Genomic DNA, 17,884 nt, shown 5'->3' with positions numbered 1-17,884 from the left:
ACGCCGGCGCCCCAAGGGGTCGATTGTGGCTACTACGACGCGCCTCCCCGACCCCGTTCGGTCCTTCCTCGCGGCCATCGCCCTCGGCGGCGGCGGTCTCGCGGTGGGGACCATACTCGTTGTCATCACGCAGTTCGCGGCGTTGAGCGCGGGCATCGAACTGACACCGCTCGCGCTCGTCGTCACGTCGCTGGTTCTCCTGCAGGGCATCGCCTTCGGCGGCGTCGCCGTCGCCTACAGTCGGTACCGCGGTCTCGGACGCTCGTACTTCGGCGTCTCCGTCCCGTCGCTCCGCGACGTCGTCGCGGTCGTCCTCGGCTACGTGACGGCGCTCGTCGCGGCGTTCGTCGGCGCGTTCCTCGTCTCGACGTTCGGCGTCCAAGCGGGGTCGAACCAGGTGACCGAAATCGCCGCGCAGGACCCCGAAGTGCTGTTGCTCCTCGTCCCGGCGTCGTTCCTCCTCATCGGCCCCGGCGAGGAACTGCTGTTCCGCGGGGTCGTCCAGAACCGCATCCGCGAGTCGTTCGGCCCGGTTCCGGGCATCGCCCTCGCCAGCGCCATCTTCGCGGCGATTCACTACGTCGCGCTCACCGGCGGCGCGGGCGGTCGACTCGTCACCATCGGCATCCTGTTCTTCCCGAGCGTCGTCTTCGGCACGGCGTACGAGCTGACCGACAACATCGCCGTCCCGGCGCTCATCCACGGCGCGTACAACGCGACGCTGTTCTCCTTGGCGTACCTCGTGTTCAAGTTCGCCGAGATGAACCCCGGCGAGGTCCCGACCGGGCTGCTGTTCTAAGCGGCCGGCGATACCAGCCTTTTTCCTTCGCTGTCCCCTCGAACAGACGTGTTCTTCTCCACACTCGTGTCGGCCGTCCAGGGGCTGGTTCCGGCGGCCGTCACGGTGGATATGCTCGTCGTCTTCGCGCTCATCCTCCTCTCTCTCGTCTTGTTCGCCACCGAGTGGCTCCCCATCGACGTGACCGCCATCGTCGTGATGGTCCTCCTGATGGTGCTGGAGCCGTGGACGCAAATCACCCCGCAGGAGGGGCTCTCGGGATTCGCCAGCCCCGCGACGATCACCGTGTTGGCGATGCTCATCTTGAGCACTGGCGTCAACCGAACCGGTATCGTCCAACTCATCGGCCGGAAGATGGCCGAGTACGCCGGCAACAGCCAAACGAAGCAACTCGCCGCGACGATTAGCGTCACCGGCCCGGTGTCGGGATTCATCAACAACACGCCGGTCGTGGCCATCCTCGTCCCGGTCGTCGCAGACCTCGCGCACAAGGGCAAGACCTCGCCGTCGAAGCTCCTCATGCCGCTTTCGTTCGCCTCGATGCTCGGCGGCACCCTGACGGTCATCGGGACCTCGACGAACATCCTCGCCAGCGACATCGCGGCCCAACTCGGACGGGAGTCGCCGGGCCTCGGCCTCCACGCCTTCGGCATGTTCGAGTTCACCAAGCTCGGCGTCATCGTCTTCGTGGTCGGCGCGGTCTACCTCATGACGGTCGGCGTCCGCCTGCTCCCGAAGCGGGTGCCCGCCGAGGACGACCTCCTCGAGGAGTACGCGCTCCAGGAGTACCTCGCCGACGTGGTCGTCCCCGCGGACTCGTCGCTCATCGGCCAGACCGTTCAGGAGGCCCTCGGGAACGACGACCTCGACATCGACGTGTTACAGCTCATCCGCTACGGCGAGCAGTTCTTGGAGCCGCTGGCCCGCAAGGAGATTCACCAGAACGACACGCTCCGGCTCCGCACGAACCGGGAGACGCTCGAACGAATCATGCGCTCGGAAGGGCTCACGTTCGTCGGCGGGCCCCGCTCGGAGAGCGAGCTCCACCCGGGCGAAGAAGAGCCGGTCATGGTCGAAGTCGTCATCCCGTCGGGTTCGTTTCTCGTCGGCGAGAGCCTCGCCAGTTCGACGTTTCGACAGCGCTACGACGCGAACGTCCTCGCCTTCCGGACCCGCGGGAAGGTCGTCCGCGACCGGTTCGAGGACATCGACATCCGCGTCGGCGACACGCTGCTCGTGCAGGCACCGCCCGACAGCCTCACGCGACTCGTCCAAAACGAGGACTTCATCGTCGCCCACGAGTTCGAGGACACCGACTACCGAACCGAAAAGACGCCGTTCGCCGTCGCCATCATCGCCGGCGTCGTCGCGCTCCCGGCGTTCAACGTCCTCCCAATCGTCGTCTCGGCGCTCGGCGGCGTCGTCGCGATGATTCTCACCGGCGTGCTCAAACCGAACGAACTGTACAAGTCGGTCGAGTGGAACGTCATCTTCCTGCTCGCGGGCGTCATCCCGCTCGGCGTCGCGCTCCAACAGACGGGTGCCGCGGCGCTCCTCGGTGACGCCGTCGCCTCGACGGCGACGTTCCTCCCCGCACTCGGCGTCCTGTGGGTGTTCTACCTCGCGACCGGGTTGCTCACGAGCGTCATCTCGAACAACGCGAGCGTCGTGCTCATGATTCCCGTCGCCGCCAGCGCCGCCCAATCAATCGGGGCCAACGCGTTCGCGTTCGTCCTCGCCGTGACGTTCGCGGCCTCGACGGCCTTCATGACGCCGGTCGGCTACCAGACGAACCTGTTCGTCTACGGCCCCGGCGGCTACACGTTCTCGGACTTCCTCCGCGTCGGCGCGCCGCTGCAGTTGCTCCTGTCGGTCGTCACCGTGGCCGGCATCGCCTTCTTCTGGGGCGTCGGCGCGTAGGCGCGTCGCCCCCGCCGTGCGAGTCGGCCACCGCCGACTCAGTCGTCGCCGTCGAACTCGTGGTCGTAGAACGCCGAGACCGTTCGGTCCGCCGAGCGCCCCGGCGGCGCGCCGACGTAGACACCGACTTTGTCGATGGCTGGGTGGACCGTCACGTCGGGGTCGCGCATGGTCGACATCGCCAGATACCGGAGCGGTTCGTCGCCGTCGTTGACGACGCAGTGCGCCCCTGACTCGTCGGTCGGGCAGGGGACGTAGTCGCCCTCGCAGAGGGCGTGGACCTCGCCGCCGAGGCGAACCTGCCCGCGCCCGGAGAGGACGTACAGCGCCTCCTCGTTCGCGGCGTGGTAGTGGTACGACCACGGCTGTGCGCCGGGCGGGAGTTCGTAGAGGCTACAGCCGAGGTGGTCGCTTCCGGCGGCCGCGCCCAATCGCTTCTGTTTGAACGTGCCTTCGACGCCGTCGCGGACCCTCCAGTCGAGGTCGGACTCGTTGACCGGTTCCATATCGGGCGTTCGGCGAGTCGGCGGAAAAACGTTCGTCGGGGTCGCTCGCCGGCGCGGTCGCCGGGCGTCGGTCAGTTCGGACGGTCGTCGCCGCGCCCGTCGGCCCGCATCGCTCGGTTGGGGGTCGAGGCCGCGGGCGTCGCCGTCTCGCGGCCCGGTGCGCCGCCCGCCGCGCGTCCGGAGTCGAACTGCGAGACGAGCGACTTGAGCTGTTGTGCGCGCTCCGAGAGCGACGAGGACGACGCCGCAATCTGCTGGGTCGCGGCCGTCTGTTCTTCGGCCGCGGCGGAGACGTTCTGGGCCTCGGAGGCCGTCCGGTCGCTGAGGTTCGTTATCTCGTCCATCATCGTGACGACCTCCTGGGTCGACTGCGCCTGCTCGTCGGTGGCGCTGCTGATGGACTGGATGGAGTCGTTGCTGTCTTCGATTTTGTGGACGATTTCCTCGAGCACGTCCACCGTCTCGCCGACGGTCTCGCGGCTCGCTTCGACCTCGTCTTGCGTCTCGAAGGTGTCTTCGGCGACGTTCTCGGTCGATTTCTCGATGTCGCGGATGATCGAATCGACCTCCTGTGTCGCCTCGGCGGTCTCCTCGGCGAGCGTCTTCACCTCGCTGGCGACGACGGCGAACCCCTCGCCCGCGTCGCCCGCGCCCGCCGCCTCGATGGAGGCGTTGAGCGCGAGGATGCTCGTCTTCTCCGCGATGTCGTCGATGAGGTCGACGACCTCGCTGATCTGCGTGACCGACTGCTGGAGGTCTTCGACCTCGCTGACGGTCTCGGTCGACCGCGACTCCAGTTGCTCCATCTTCTCGATGGTCGAACTGGCGGCCTCTTGGCTCTCCTTGGCGCGCCCGACGGTCTGCTGGGACTGCCGCGCGATTTCCTCGGAGGAGGAGGCGATTTCCTCGATGGTCGCAGAGAGGTTGCTCAGTTCGGACTCCGCGGCGTTGAGGTTCCGGTGCTGCGTCTCGTTGCCCGCCGAAATCTCTTCGATGCTGTTCGCCACGTCCGTGCTCGTCGTCTTCACGGCGTCCGCGCTCGCGGTGACCTCGGAGCTCTCGTCGTCGACCTGCTCGGCGAACGTCTGTATCTGGACGATGACCGAGTCGATGGCCTCCAGCATTTCGTTGAACCCGCGACCGATGCGACGCATCGCGTCGTTCTGACTCTCGGCGTCGACGCGGACGGTGAGGTCGCCGTCGGCGGCCGTCTGCATCGCGTCGCCGTAGTTCTCTGCCTGCCGTTCGAGGTCCGTCGTCAGCGCGTCGAGTTCGCGCCGCCGTTCTTCGGCGCTGTTGACGAGCTCCTTCATGTCCGCGACGATGGCGAGCGTCGCCGTGCCGCCGATGGCGAAGACGGCGACCGTGGCGGTCATGAGCGGCGAACTCGCGAGGTCGAACACCTCGGGATAGATGCCGACCTTTTCCAGCGTGAGGCTGGCCATCCACAGAATCGCCAGCACGGAAGCGAACGCGTACGTCAGCCAGAACGACGCTTCCGCGTCGGTGTCGCGGTAGTTGAGCCACGCCAGCACCGCCGCGCCGATGAACCCGAGGGTTCCGATAGCGTCGAAGAACGCGTCGATTATCACGAGCCCTCACCGCCTTTGATCACGTTTTTCCGGCGGACGTACGCGGCCGCGAAGAACGTCACGCCCGCGAGGCCGATGCCGACCGCGTGCTCGACGAAGTTGAGTACCGACCCGAGGAAGAGCGCCTCGACGTTCGTGGCCACGATGCCGATGACGAGCATGACGTACCCCGCGGCGAACAGCTTCGTCTCGTCTCTGTACTGCGTGATAACCGGTATCAGCCCGACGAGCGCGACGGCGAGCGCGGTTACTTCGAGTGGCGATAGGTTGGCTAACATCTGGTTTCCCAGTTCTGCTAATCTCTTTGTAAACTGTTCGCCCAAAAAATCACGTTTGATACCCTTGCTGTATATTTTCTAGAACATTTCAACGCGTGAACCGATTTCCGGTCGTGCGTCTGTTTTCGCGCGCGGCCGACCCGCGAACGGAACCCTTACCGCCGCGCTCGGGAAACGCCACTCCATGCGCGACCACTTCGAACTCCGCGACGGGGACCTCGCCGGCCGAATCGGCCGTCTGTCGGTCCCGCGTGCGGGGGTCACCGTCGAGACGCCGGCCCTCCTGCCGGTCGTCAACCCGAACATCGACACGATTTCGCCCGCGCGGTTGGAGTCCGAGTTCGGCGCGGACATCCTCATCACCAACTCCTACATCATCAAGACGAACGAGCACCTCCGCGAGGAGGCGCTCGACGTGGGCCTCCACGAGATGCTCGACTTCCACGGGGCAATCATGACCGACTCGGGGTCGTTCCAACTCGCCGAGTACGGCGAAATCGACACGACGACCGAGGAGATTCTGCAGTTTCAGCGCGACATCGGGACCGACATCGCCACCCCGGTCGACATCCCGACGCCGCCGGACGTGGCCCGCGAGCAGGCCGAGACGGACCTCGAAATCACCAGACAGGCCCTCGCCGACGCCGAGGCGTCCGACACGGGTGAGATGCTCGTCAACGCGCCCGTTCAGGGGTCGACCTACCCGGACCTCCGCGAGGAGGCCGGCCGCCACGCCGACGCGACCGACCTCGACGTGTTCCCCGTGGGCGCGGTCGTGCCGATGATGAACGCCTACCGCTACGACGACATGGTCGACGCCGTCGCGGCCGCCAAGCGCGGCCTCGGCGTCGACGCCCCGGTTCACCTGTTCGGCGCGGGCCACCCGATGATGCTCGCGCTCGCCGTCGCGCTCGGCTGCGACCTCTTCGACTCCGCCGCCTACGCCCTCTACGCCCGCGACGGCCGGTATCTCACGGTCCGCGGGACCGAACACCTCGAAGACCTCGAATACCTCCCGTGTACCTGCCCCATCTGTACCGAGTACTCGCCCGACGACCTGCGGGCCGCGGGGTCGAAAGAACAGGAGCAACTGCTCGCCGAACACAACCTCCACGTCACGTTCGCCGAACTCCGCCGCATCAAGCAGGCCATCCGCGACGGCGACCTGATGGAACTCGTCGAGGAGCGCGCCCGTTCGCACCCGGCGATGCTCGACGGCTACCGCGCCCTCCTCGACCACGTCGACCAGCTCGAACGCGAGGACCCCGCCTCGAAGGGCGCGTTCTTCTACGCCTCCAACGAGAGCGCCCACCGCCCCGAGGTCGCGCGCCACCACGCCCGGATGGACCGCCTGACCGCCGAGGGCCACGTCCTCCTCACCGAGGGCGGCACTCCCTCCGGCGACGACTTCGACGCGACGTGGCGGGTCGTCCCGCCGTTCGGCCCGTTCCCGCGGTCGCTCTCCGAGACGTACCCGCTCACCGCCGAGGTCCCCGAGCGACTCGACCGCGACGCCTACGAGCAGGCCGCCCGCGGCGTCTCGCGGCTGGTCGAGGAGAACCCCGACGCGGCGTTCACGCTGGCGCACGACGACTGGCCCGAGTCGGCACTCGCCCGCGTCCCCGAGTCGGTCGAGCTGGAGTCGCTTTCGACGGTCTCCGAGCGGTTGGGCGACGAGGCGTCGTCCGAGGGGGACGACGAAGGCGAGGCCGCTGACGCCGCCGACGGAGTCGACGCCGGCGACGTGGGCGACTCCGACGGACTGTCAGACGAGTAGCGCCGACCCGGGCGGTCGCGTCGGCGTCTGTCGGTCGATGCTCTTAGGTTCACCCGACGTATCAACGAACACGATGGAGGCTGTCCTCTGGTACGTGCTCACGGGAACCCGCGGCGGCGAAAACCGTGTGCGTATTCTCAAGACCGTAGAGGAGCAGCCGCGAAACGCCAACCAACTGGCCGAGACGCTCGACCTCGACTACAAGACCGTCCGGCACCACCTCGACGTGCTCATGGACAACGACGTGGTCCAGCGGAGCGGCGACGACTACGGCGCGGTCTACCTCCCGTCGCCGCGGTGTCGCGCCAACTGGGAGACCGTCGAGACGATCGTCGAGCGAATGGACTGAGCATGCGAGTCACGGACGCGGTGATTATGGAAAGATTTGGGAAAGCGTATATCAGGATGACGGGGAAAGGAGAGAACGAATGAGTATCTGGGTGGACGTCGCGACGGTCTCCTCGGGCGTCAACGTCGTCGTGCTACTCGCACTATCGGCGGTGTGGGCCCGAAACTACCTGACCTTCAGGTCCAAACACGCCGTCGGACTCCTCGTGTTCGGGGTGTTCCTCCTCGCCGAGAACGCGCTGGCGTTCTACATGTACATCCTCGACCCGACGCTCTCGGGGTGGTTCAGCACCGACGTGCCCGTCATCGCCTGGCGGCTGATGATGCTGTTGCACGTCTTCGAGACGTTCGGCCTCGTGTTCCTCGCGTGGATCACGTTCGACTGAAAACACGATTTTTCCCGCTCCCGTCCGGTTTTGACGCACCTTCGCCCGCTCAGTCGCGGTGTTTCCGCTCGTGGGTCGGGTGTTCGGAGATGAAGACGCTCGTGTGGTCCGGCACGTCCTCCGTGACCCACGAGTTCGCGCCGATGCTCACGTGGTCGCCGACGGAGACCGCGCCGAGCACCTTGGTCCCCGCGCCGATGACGACGCTGTCGCCGATGTCCGGGTGGCGCTTGTACCCCTTCTTGAGCGAGTGTTCGTCGTCTTCGTCCTCCTCGAAGTGGAGCGCGCCGAGGGTCACGTCCTGATAGATGCGCGCCCACTCGCCGATGGTCGTCGTCTCGCCGATGACGACGCCGGTGCCGTGGTCGATGAAGAAGTAGTCGCCGATGGTCGCGCCGGGGTGGATGTCGATGCCCGACTCCATCTTCGCGTACTCGGCGAGTTCGCGGGCGTATTCGGGCGCGCCGGCCTCGTAGAAGGCGTTGGCGACGCGGTGGACGATAATCGCCTGCACGCCGGGGTACGACCGGATGATCTCGATGTAGCCGCGCGCGGCCGGGTCGCCTTTGTAGGCCGCCTCGACGTCCTTCTTCAGCGTCTCGCGGATGTCGGGCAGTCGCCTGACAACCTCGTCGACGACGGGCGCGGGGTCCTCGTCGGCGTAGGGGGCGATACCGGAGTGACAGAGCGCGGCGAAGTTGGCGACCGCGTCGCGGAGGAGCTCCTCGTCGCCGACCCACGGCCCCGCGTTCCAACAGCGCGGGAACAGGAGTCGCTTGATGAGGTCGACGTCCTCTCGCAGGTGATTCCGCCGCGGGAACGAAAGCGACGTGTCCGTGGGGAAGGGGTCGTCGTCGGCGCGGTAGGACGCCGCGAGCCCGAGGTGCGCGTCGCCCGAGTAGGTGTAGGACATCCGATAGCGATAGTTGGTGGACGAGCGGTATTTAACCCCGTCTCATCGGGCCCGATTCGCCGCCTTCGAACCGCGACTCTCGGGCGCGAATCGACCTCGCCAGTCGGCGCGTTCGCTCCGAGGAATCGGCGCGCCCCCGACCGACGGATAAGGCTTCTGGCCGCCGAAATCGGGCGACTGGGGACACAACGGGGAGAGATTTGGGTGACAGTTCGGAAAATCTTCTTTTAAATATTCGTCCCCCTCTGAGACATGCGACGCACACTCGCAGTGTTGATGACACTCGTCGTGGTCGTCGGGGGCATCCCGGCGGCCGCAGCGGCACAACAGGAGACCGCGTCCGTCTCCTTCGAGAACCAAGCGACAGGCGGCACGACGGTGACGGTCGACTCCGTCACGCTCCCCGACGGCGGCTTCGTGACGATTCACGACGCCTCCGTCACGGACGGCAACGTCCTCGGGAGCGTCGTCGGCTCGTCGGCGTACCTCGACGCCGGCACGCACGAGAACGTGACCGTCCACCTCGACGAACCGGTCGGCGAGTCCGGCACGTTCGTCGCCATGCCCCACATGGACTCCGACGGCGACCGCGTCTACTCGTTCGTCGCGGCTAACGGCGAGGCCGACGGCCCGTACACGGCTGACGGCAGCGCCGTCGTCGACACCGCGATGGTCAACGCGAGCGCGACCGTCTCGATGTCCGACCAGCCCACGACCGGCGACTCGGTCGTGGTCGACCGGGTCGAACTCTCGCAGGGCGGCTTCGTGACGATTCACGACGCGACCGTCACCGAGGGCGCGGTGTTCGAGAGCATCCGCGGCACCTCCGCGTACCTCCCGGCCGGCGTCCACGAGAACGTCCGCGTCGAGCTGGACGCGCCCGTGACCGAGAACACGACGCTCGTCCCGATGGCGCACATGGACACCGACGGCGACGAGATGTACACGTTCCCCGAGTCCGAGGGGGAGACTGACGGCCCGTACACGGCTGACGGCAGCGCCGTCGTCGACACCGCGATGGCCATGCCTTCGGACACCGCGAGCGTGAACTACACCGCGCAGGCCACCGGCGGCTACTCCCTCGTCGTCGACTCGGCGTACCTGCCCGACGGCGGCTTCGTGACGATTCACGACGGCACCGTCACCGACGGACAGGTCTTCGAGAGCATCCGCGGCACCTCCGCGTACCTCGAACCCGGCCTGCACCGCGACGTGCGGGTCACCCTCGACTCGCCGCTGAACGAGACGACCACCGTCGTCCCGATGGCCCACATGGACACTGACGGCGACGAGACCTACACCTTCCCCGAATCGGAAGGCGAGGCGGACGGTCCGTACACGGCTGACGGCAGCGCCGTCGTCGACAGCGGCAACGCGACCGTCTCCGCCAGCGTCGACTACACGATGAAGTCCTCGGACGGCGCGACCGTCGTGGTCGACCGCGTCGAACTCTCCGAGGGCGGCTTCGTGACGATTCACGACCCGTCGCTGTCGGGCGGCGCGGTGTTCGACAGCGTGGTCGGTACCTCGATGTACCTGCCCGCCGGCGTCCACGAGGACGTCGAAGTCACTCTCGACGAGCCGATTCGCTCCTCGCAGGTGCTCACCCCCATGGCGCACATGGACACCAACGACAACGAGGCCTACGACTTCGTGACCAGCGAGGGCGAGTCCGACGGCCCCTTCACGGCTGACGGCGGCGCGGTCGTCGCCAGCGCCCACACCTCGGTCAACGCGGTCGTGACCGCGATGGACCAGTCCGGCGACGGCACGACCGTCACCGTCGAGTCCGTCACGCTCCACGACGGCGGCTTCGTGACGGTCCACGACGCGACGGTCACCGAGGGCCAGGTCTTCGAGAGCGTCCGCGGCACCTCCGCGTACCTCGAACCCGGCACCCACGAGAACGTCGAAATCACCCTCGACACGCCGCTCGAGGAGTCCGGCACCGTCGTCCCGATGGCGCACATGGACACCAACGGCAACGAGGCCTACGACTTCGTGACCGGTGAAGGCGAAAACGACGGGCCCTACGTGGCCGCCGGCGGCGCGGTCGTCACGACCGCCGACTACACGGTCGAAGGCACGATGACGGACGAGCCGACCGAGACGATGACCGACGAACCCACGACCGAGATGACCGACGAGTCGATGGAGACGACGAGCGAGTCGTCCACCGACGCGCCCGGCTTCGGTCTCGTCGCGGCCCTCGTCGCGCTCGTCGCGGCGGCGCTCGTCGCCGTCCGGCGTCGGTAACCCCGCTGACGACGCACCGGCCCACCACCACACAGAGGCACCCTTTTTCGTACGCCGCGCGGGCCAAAAGCCACCCCGCGCGGCACGCGCCCCGCTTTGGGGTTATTTCGACTGTTTCATCCGCGCCGCGTAGTCCCACGTATGCAGCCGCTCGGGCCGAATCCGAATCATCACCTCGTCGCGCTCGGGCGAGAGCAGTCGCTCGGCCAGTTCCGAGTCGGTGTCGCCGAGATACCGCGTGATGAGTCGCCGCAGCACTGCCTTCTCCGCGTCGGGTTCGACGGTCGCGGTTCCCCGGCCGCGGACGCCCCGGTACGGCGGGTCGTTCGTCGAGATTTCGAACGCCACGTCGTCGTGGGCGCGGAGGAATCGCACCACGTCGGCGTCAGCCGCGGTGGCACACCGGAGTTCGGTCGCCTCGGCGTCCCACTCGTACCAAAGCGAGAGCATCCAGAGGTCGTCCGCCGGGGTGCGACACGAGAGTCGAACCGGGACGGTCGCGTCGGCGAGGAAGTCGTCGACGCGGTCGCGCGACCACGGGCCGGTGGGGTCGGGGGCGTTCATAGTGGTCGTTCGGGCGGGGCGGGCTAAATTCGGTAGGCTCGGTGGAAGTAGAGCGGCCGAACCGATGGGCTCGGTCGCCGGCGGGTTCGCCGTGCCACCAGACATACCAGTGTCTGGATACAAGGGCCCGTGATGACGGACACAGACCTCGGTACGGCGGTAATCGTCTACGACGACCCCGACGAGGGAACCGTCGAGAAACGCGTCGAAAACGAGAACATCGCCTACTTTCAGGACCACTGGATAGTCAAACTCGACGAGGACGCCGGCGGCAACGACGTCGTCCGCCGGATTCCGATCCAGCGAGTCCACTACGTCGAGCGCTCCGTCGAGGAGTTCGAGACGGAGGTCAAGACGCTCCGAAACCAGGTCGAGTCGTTCGCGAAGAACCTGCAATCGTCGCTACTGGGCGGCCGTGACGACGCCGACGCCGACGCGCAAACCGAAGAACCCCAGCGCATCGAAGTCGAAGACGGCCGGTCAAACGAGTAGTCCGTTCGTTTCCGCTGTTTTTCGCGTGGCTCGCCGTTTACGAAGACTCCCGGCGTTCCCCCGTTTCGGCGCGCCCGCAGAAGACAAGTTAATTGCCTATCGGGGGCCGAAAGCGGGTATGACCGATTACTTCGAGGTTCACGCCCGCGACGGCGCCGCCCGAATCGGGGAGTTGCGGCTCTCCGACTCGGTGACGACGCCGGCGGTCGTGGACGACGCGCTCGCGGACGCCGGCAGCCTCTGGGCGGCCGAGCGCGAGTTCCCCGACGGCTCCGACGACGTGCTGACCGTGCTCCCTCACCGCTCGCTTCCCGCCGGGAGCGCCGACGAGGTCCGCGAGTCCTTTTCGGTGGACTACCCCGACGTGGAGTTCCCCTCGGCCGCCGTCGTCACCGCCGACACGGCCGCCGACTACGGCGCTGACGCCTACATCCTCTCGGACGCGCAGGGCTTCGTCGGCCACGCGCGCGCCTTCCGCGACAACGTCATCGAGGCGAAGGAGAACCTGCCCGCCGACACGGCGCTCATGCTCTCGGGCGTCGCCACGCCCCGGAACGTCTCGCTGCTCGTCTACGCGGGCGTCGACCTCGTCGACGAGAAACTCGCCCGCGCCCGCGGCCTCGAAGGGTTCTACCTCACGAGCGACGGCGAGTACTTCCTCGAAGACCTCGACGAACTCCCCTGCGCCTGCGAGGCCTGCCGCAAACCTGCCTCCGAGTTCACCCGCGCCGACGCGGCCGACCACAACGCCAACGCCCTGCGCGCCGAACTCGCGCGGGTCCGCCGCCGCGTGCGCGACGGTCGGCTCCGGGACTACGTGGAGGGGCAGGCCCGCCACGACCAGTGGCTGACCGCCCTGTTCCGGCGGTTCGACCAGCAGTACAGCTTCATAGAAGAGCGGGTTCCCGTCATCCGCGACTCGGAGCTCACCGCGGCCTCCGAGGAGTCCATCGACCGCGTGGAGATTCAGCGGTTCGCCGACCGCGTGACGAAGCGCTACCGGAACCGCTTCGACCACCCGCTCGTGCTCCTGCCGTGTTCGGCGAAGAAACCCTACAGCGAGTCCCAGAGCCACCGGCAGTTCCACGAGGCGGTGCAGTACCGCGCGCACATGGTGTCGATGACTTCGCCCATCGGCGTCGTCCCGCAGGAACTCGAACTCACCTACCCCGCCCAGCACTACGACTCGGTCGTCACGGGTGACTGGTCAGAAGACGAGAAGTCGTTCGTCGCCGAGGTGCTCCGACGCTATCTGGAGCGCAACGACTACCCGCGAATCATCGCCCACGTCCCGCCGGGAGCCTACACGGAAATCGTCGAGCGCGTCGCGGACGACCTGAACCTCGACGTGGAGTTCACCGTCTCGGAGCACCCGACGACGACGGAGTCCATCGGGAACCTCATGCGAACGCTCGACGGCGCGCCCAAGTTCACCCGCGAGGAGCGCGAGCACAACGTCGTGAAGGCGCTCGCAGACTACCAACTCGGCCCGGACGCGGGCGACGCGCTCTTCTCCGACGTGGAGTTGGAGATGACGAGCCGCTACCCCAAACTGCAGGTGTGGAACGACGCGGGCGAGCAGCTGGCGACGATGGTCCCGCAGTACGGCGTGCTCTCCTTTACGCTCGAAGGTGCGAAGGTGTGGCGCGACAGCGACGCGCCGACGAAGACGGTCGAAATCGACGGGTTCGTCCCGCACGGGTCGGTCCTCGCGCCGGGCGTCGTCGACGCCGACGAGGACATCCGGCCGGGCGACGAGGTCATCGTCGAGGGGCCGAAGGCGTTCGCCATCGGCCGCGCCGAGATGGGCGGCCGCGAACTGGTCGAGTCCACGCGCGGCATCGGCGTCGAGATTCGACACGTCGAAGAGCGGTGACGCGAACGCGGGGCGGGTGACGCGTCCCCGACTCGCCTCGGAAATCGCAGGACATCTCGCCGCCACCGGGTGAAGTTACTTAACTTTGATATACTTATCGCCGTCGTTAATCGGCTCCGAAACGCCAGTAAATGGTACGTATAGTGGGTTTCCTATCGAACCCGAAACGTCGGAATTATCACGTCGCTATAACTTTAAATAGTATAACGTCCCAACGTGGGCCATGATGGCAGAACGATACGAGGGGGAGCGGTTGGAGTTCGACGAACTCCCCGACGACGGGACGGTAGACTGGACGATTACCCAGGCGCTGTTGGCGGCGAGTGACTCCACGTCGCGGGCCTTGGAGTCGCATTTGCTGCAGGCGCAGTACCACGATGACGCCGGAGTCGACACGGCGGCGACGGCGCGGCATATCGACGATGCAATCGACCGCCACACGCGGATTATCGAGGACTTGCGCCTCGCACGCGACGCGCTCGACCATCGGTAAGACCCGAAATCGCCGCCCTATCGCCCCTCGCCGCGCGAACCCGGCCGTAGGCCCTCGCAATAAGCTGTTTATTTAACAGCGGCTACGAACAACCATGTATGAAGTTGGCCGTCCCAACTGACTTCGATATCCTCGAGGCACTCTCAGATAGGAGGCGGAACACCGCCGTGAATCTCTCGTATATCCTCGATAAGAACCGTTCGTACATCAACACGCGACTGCCGATTTTAGCGGACTACGACCTGTTGGCGCGAGTCGGGCCCGCGCCGAACTCCGGGCTGTACGAAATCACAGACAAGGGGCTGGTCGTCATCGACAACCGCGACCAGTACCGGACAGACGGCGTCGACTTCGACGCCCTCGTCGAATCCGAACTCAGGGCGCGGACCGACGAGACGAACGCGTAACAGAGCGACGCGCCGCAACCGGAGGTCGGGACGGCCTTCGGAGGCACCCCGGCGCGCTGTTCTCGGTGACGAGTGGTGACGCTGTTCGACACCGCCATCCCGACGGCGTCGTGGTGTCGGATTCGTCCGCGCCGTGCTGCGACCGTCGCCGCCTTTTTGCCGCCTTGCCGCCCAGTTCGAGGTATGGCTATCGAACCACTCTCGCTCGGCGTTCCGAAGCCCATCATCGACTCGCTTCCGGAGGCCGACGGCACGGCGGCACAGGACATGCAACGCGCCGTCGAGGGGCTCGAAACCCGACTGAACCGGGCCATCGACGGCGCGGAGACGGAATCGGAGGCCGCCGGCTACGTGGTCGACGCTCTCGAACGCCTCGAAGGCCACTACGAGCGCTACGACGAGTTCATCCCCGAACTCCGCGCGTGGGGGCAATCGCCCATCTACGCCATCGCGTGGCGGAACCTCCAAGCGGACCTCATCCTCCAAATCGAGGAGTACGACTGGTTGAAGCCGCACATCGACCGGGAACGAAACCTTCGACTGGTCGAAGACGGCATCAGATTCGGCAAATAACCAACACAGTAGACTTTCTGACTCGGCTGGTCGATACCCGGTCCGGGTCGATTTTACCTAACGACAGTATTGGCAAATATGAGAACTTCTACTACGTAGTCGTGCGCCCCCACGTTCGCGCCAGAGTGGAATCTACAGCTTGACGAACTCTACGAACTAGATAAAAGCTGGCTAATCAGATTCGAAATCTTCCCTATCGAGAAGAAATCCACGCACTTATACTCATTTGGGTTATTGCGTATTCTGAACCCTCGTCCACAGATTCTTCGACCCCGATTCCAGAAACAGTCAGTATTGTCTGAATATATCAATATTGAAACGCCGATTTCGACCATAAATTCGAGCAGGCGAAATCCCACTCTCGATATCTATTCGTCTTCCCATACGAAATTTATCAGCTCGTCTGTCCCCCCGAGACGGTGTATAACGCTATCCTGTCTTTCGCCGGCAAAGCCCCATACATTAAGTGAACCCCCTACGAGTTCAAAACAGTGAAACACGTTGGGAACGGGGCACGTTCTCGCTCTCGTTCCCGCCCAGTCGCCACCGCTTCACGAACTCCCTCGCAACCCATGCTCACACCCATCGGCCACTATGGCAGACCGTGACGATGCGGAGTCGGGAGACTCCGACACCGAGATACAGAACTCGCCGTCGTTATCTGACCTTGCGGACCGCGTGGAAGACGGGACGCCGACCTCGGATAAATCGGGTGACACCGCCTCGCCGGCGGGAGAGGACGGACCGACGACCGACCGGACGCCATCGACGCTCTCCGAACTCGCGGAGTCGATTCGGCGGAAGCAGGGTCCGTCGGCGTCGCTACCGGACGACGAGGCGTCCGAATGGGACCTCATCGACGACCGCTCGGACACGCCGTTCGACGAGGCGAACTTCGACGAGAAGGCGGCGGCGGTGTTCGACCTCGTGTCCGAGCAGTCTAACATCCTCGTCGTCGGCCCGGCGGAGACCGCCGCGGAGTACAACCTCTGTACGCAACTCATGACCGGCGACTCGGGGGGCGCAAACCAGCTTCTCGTGTCCGTCGAGACGACGCCCGAAGAACAGCTCAACATCCTCAACAACTACCGCGTCGGGAGCGTCGAAAACCAGACGCTCATCAGCGTCCAGTCGTACGACGCCTCCGGGACAATCGACGCCGCCGACCTGCCGATAACTATCAAGACCGTCACGAAGGCGACGGACCTCCGTCGCATCGGACTCCTCATCACGAAGTCGCTGAACGAGTGGGGCGAGTCGTCGGTCCAATCGACGCTCTGTGTGCACTCGCTTTCGAACCTCATCGCCGCGGTGAACAACGACCAGCGCCTCTTCCGGTTCCTCCACATCCTCACGAATCGCGTCTCCTCGGCGGGCGCACGCGCCCACTACCACGTCGACCCGGCGCGACACGACGACCAGACGCTCCGGACCTTCAAATCCCTGTTCGACGCGGCGATAGAGTTCGAGGCCGACGGGTCGCTATCGCTCGGCTGAGGCGGGCGTCGCGCCTCACCGGAAGTCGTCTTCGTTCCACTCGAACGTGCTCTCGTCGGCGTCTATCGCCGCGTCCGGGTCGATAGCACCCGTCGCGTCCGCCGTCTCGTCGGTCCCGGTCGTCCCGTCGTCGCCGGTCGATACCGACTCGAACGAGTCGATTATCTCGTCGACCGCTTCCCGACTCTGGCTCACCGGGCGGTCGGACGTTCCGGACGCGCCGCGCTTCGGTTCGGACGGTTGGCCGCCGGAGTCCGCGGGGTCCCGCGCGGCGTCGAGGTCGGGTCGAGCGGTCGTCTCCGACGCGCGCCGCGTGCCCCCGTCGCTGCTCGCGACCGTCACGGTGTAGTCGGTGAGCACGAGCCACTTGGTCTCTTTTTCGACGCCGTGCAGCGGGCGCTGACAGTTCGGACACTCGGGACTGGTGAGAAGCGCGAGGTCGATGGTCTCCCCGCAGTGTTCGCAGTCTCCCTCGTGGGTATCGGCCTCCTTTGCGGCCTGTTTCACCCGACGCAACTGCTCGCGTTCGGCCCGAATCTCCCGTATCTCGGCCCCGTACTGCGTCTCTATCTCCTTGAGTTTCGTCTCGACGCGGTCGTCGGTCTCGACGAGGTACTCGAGAATCGTCTGGAGGTTGTCGAACTCGTCGTCGAACCGCGTGTCGAGCGCTTGGTGTCGCTCGCGGAACGTGGACTCGACAGCGTCGAGTTCGGCCGGTAGGTCTTCGACCTCGTCGAGCGCGTCTTCGACCTCGTCCAGTCGCGTCGTAAGCGTCTGAACCGACTGTTCGAGGCGCGCGCGCCGCTGTGCTTCCGTATCGACCTCCGATTGAAGTCCCTCGATGAGTTCGAGGACCTCGGCTAGTTCGTCGTCGCTCACGGGCTTGTTCGGTTCCGTATCATCTCTGGACGGCGAGCGCGTCGCGCTCTTCGCCTCGCTGGGTCTCTCGTCCGAGGCGTGGCTGTCGCGACCCAGAAGTTCCGTGATCTCGTTGAGTTGCCAGTGCGACGCGAGCAACTCCTGGCACAACTGGTCGCGCGATTTACCGGTCTCGCTCATTCGCTGGTCCAGCCAGGCTTCGAACGACGACGGGATGTCGTCTGCTCGGTCGTTGTCGACGGGGTCGGAGACCATGTACTGTACTGCCTCGCAAAACCTATCGGTCGCTAGGACAAAAGTTTTCTTGCGCCTCGAACTATCTGCCCGT

The 17,884-nt window shown here is 65.9% G+C and carries 18 protein-coding genes; 12 read left to right on the top strand and 6 right to left on the bottom strand.

All coding sequences use genetic code 11. The annotated features are described in order from the left end of the window. The first annotated feature begins 25 nt into the window (after positions 1-25). Both DEQ92_RS14845 and DEQ92_RS14840 read left to right on the top strand, forming a co-directional pair. Entirely contained in the window at positions 26-799 is a 774-nt protein-coding gene (locus tag DEQ92_RS14845) for a CPBP family intramembrane glutamic endopeptidase (protein WP_004976219.1), read from the top strand. A gap of 48 nt (positions 800-847) precedes the next feature. Beyond that, a complete protein-coding gene (locus DEQ92_RS14840) occupies positions 848-2,719 on the top strand; it encodes an SLC13 family permease (RefSeq protein ID WP_115805301.1) in 1,872 nt (623 codons plus the stop codon). A gap of 38 nt (positions 2,720-2,757) precedes the next feature. On the opposite strand, the gene DEQ92_RS14835 is transcribed toward DEQ92_RS14840, so the two are convergent. The 3 genes from DEQ92_RS14835 to DEQ92_RS14825 form a co-directional block, all read right to left on the bottom strand. Then, on the bottom strand, positions 2,758-3,225 hold the full coding sequence (locus DEQ92_RS14835) for a cupin domain-containing protein (RefSeq protein ID WP_115805300.1): 468 nt from the start codon (positions 3,223-3,225) through the stop codon (positions 2,758-2,760). Between the two features lie 71 nt (positions 3,226-3,296). After that, the gene (locus DEQ92_RS14830) at positions 3,297-4,817 is read right to left on the bottom strand and encodes a methyl-accepting chemotaxis protein (protein WP_115821087.1); all 1,521 of its coding nucleotides are present in this window, start codon (positions 4,815-4,817) and stop codon (positions 3,297-3,299) included. Continuing rightward, the gene (locus DEQ92_RS14825; RefSeq protein ID WP_004976212.1) at positions 4,814-5,095 is read right to left on the bottom strand and encodes a hypothetical protein; all 282 of its coding nucleotides are present in this window, start codon (positions 5,093-5,095) and stop codon (positions 4,814-4,816) included. The genes DEQ92_RS14830 and DEQ92_RS14825 overlap by 4 nt, the downstream gene beginning before the upstream one ends. 184 nt (positions 5,096-5,279) lie before the next feature. Here DEQ92_RS14825 and tgtA point away from each other — a divergent pair, with 184 nt between their 5' ends. From tgtA to DEQ92_RS14810, 3 genes are all read left to right on the top strand, one after another. Further along, entirely contained in the window at positions 5,280-6,872 is a 1,593-nt protein-coding gene (gene tgtA, locus DEQ92_RS14820) for a tRNA guanosine(15) transglycosylase TgtA (protein ID WP_115821086.1), read from the top strand. Between the two features lie 73 nt (positions 6,873-6,945). Further along, entirely contained in the window at positions 6,946-7,221 is a 276-nt protein-coding gene (locus DEQ92_RS14815) for a winged helix-turn-helix domain-containing protein (protein ID WP_004041883.1), read from the top strand. A gap of 79 nt (positions 7,222-7,300) precedes the next feature. Further along, positions 7,301-7,606, top strand: a complete 306-nt coding sequence (locus tag DEQ92_RS14810; RefSeq protein ID WP_042662634.1) for a hypothetical protein — start codon at positions 7,301-7,303, stop codon at positions 7,604-7,606. A 49-nt stretch (positions 7,607-7,655) separates the two neighbouring features. Here the strand turns inward: DEQ92_RS14810 and epsC are convergent, their stop codons facing one another. Next, positions 7,656-8,519: a serine O-acetyltransferase EpsC gene (gene epsC / locus DEQ92_RS14805; RefSeq protein WP_004976205.1), complete on the bottom strand. Its 864-nt coding sequence runs from the start codon at positions 8,517-8,519 to the stop codon at positions 7,656-7,658. A gap of 276 nt (positions 8,520-8,795) precedes the next feature. Here epsC and DEQ92_RS14800 point away from each other — a divergent pair, with 276 nt between their 5' ends. Then, positions 8,796-10,775 carry a PGF-CTERM sorting domain-containing protein gene (locus DEQ92_RS14800; protein ID WP_199522925.1) on the top strand — a complete coding sequence of 660 codons (1,980 nt, stop codon included), beginning with the start codon at positions 8,796-8,798 and terminating at the stop codon, positions 10,773-10,775. A 102-nt stretch (positions 10,776-10,877) separates the two neighbouring features. On the opposite strand, the gene DEQ92_RS14795 is transcribed toward DEQ92_RS14800, so the two are convergent. Next, a complete protein-coding gene (locus DEQ92_RS14795; protein ID WP_115821084.1) occupies positions 10,878-11,339 on the bottom strand; it encodes a pyridoxamine 5'-phosphate oxidase family protein in 462 nt (153 codons plus the stop codon). 132 nt (positions 11,340-11,471) lie between these two features. Between DEQ92_RS14795 and DEQ92_RS14790 the strand changes: the two genes are divergently transcribed. The 6 genes from DEQ92_RS14790 (at position 11,472) to DEQ92_RS14765 (ending at position 16,677) form a co-directional block, all read left to right on the top strand. After that, complete coding sequence (locus DEQ92_RS14790) at positions 11,472-11,831, top strand: hypothetical protein (protein ID WP_004976191.1); 360 nt, start codon at positions 11,472-11,474, stop codon at positions 11,829-11,831. A gap of 118 nt (positions 11,832-11,949) precedes the next feature. After that, positions 11,950-13,707 (top strand): archaeosine synthase, encoded by a 1,758-nt coding sequence (arcS, locus tag DEQ92_RS14785; RefSeq protein WP_050459331.1) that lies wholly within the window; start codon positions 11,950-11,952, stop codon positions 13,705-13,707. A 223-nt stretch (positions 13,708-13,930) separates the two neighbouring features. Beyond that, on the top strand, positions 13,931-14,200 hold the full coding sequence (locus DEQ92_RS14780; protein WP_004976187.1) for a hypothetical protein: 270 nt from the start codon (positions 13,931-13,933) through the stop codon (positions 14,198-14,200). 98 nt (positions 14,201-14,298) lie between these two features. Continuing rightward, on the top strand, positions 14,299-14,607 hold the full coding sequence (locus tag DEQ92_RS14775) for a hypothetical protein (RefSeq protein ID WP_004976186.1): 309 nt from the start codon (positions 14,299-14,301) through the stop codon (positions 14,605-14,607). Between the two features lie 183 nt (positions 14,608-14,790). Continuing rightward, positions 14,791-15,180 (top strand): hypothetical protein, encoded by a 390-nt coding sequence (locus DEQ92_RS14770; protein WP_004976185.1) that lies wholly within the window; start codon positions 14,791-14,793, stop codon positions 15,178-15,180. Positions 15,181-15,774: 594 nt separating this feature from the next. Next, on the top strand, positions 15,775-16,677 hold the full coding sequence (locus DEQ92_RS14765) for a hypothetical protein (RefSeq protein WP_004976184.1): 903 nt from the start codon (positions 15,775-15,777) through the stop codon (positions 16,675-16,677). A 15-nt stretch (positions 16,678-16,692) separates the two neighbouring features. On the opposite strand, the gene DEQ92_RS14760 is transcribed toward DEQ92_RS14765, so the two are convergent. Further along, positions 16,693-17,811, bottom strand: a complete 1,119-nt coding sequence (locus DEQ92_RS14760; RefSeq protein ID WP_115805295.1) for a hypothetical protein — start codon at positions 17,809-17,811, stop codon at positions 16,693-16,695. Positions 17,812-17,884 lie beyond the last annotated feature (73 nt).

It is taken from the genome of Haloferax sp. Atlit-6N, from assembly GCF_003383195.1.
Classification (GTDB): domain Archaea; phylum Halobacteriota; class Halobacteria; order Halobacteriales; family Haloferacaceae; genus Haloferax; species Haloferax gibbonsii.
Note: the sequence above shows the minus strand (reverse complement) of the source record. Positions and strands in the feature narration are given on the sequence as shown.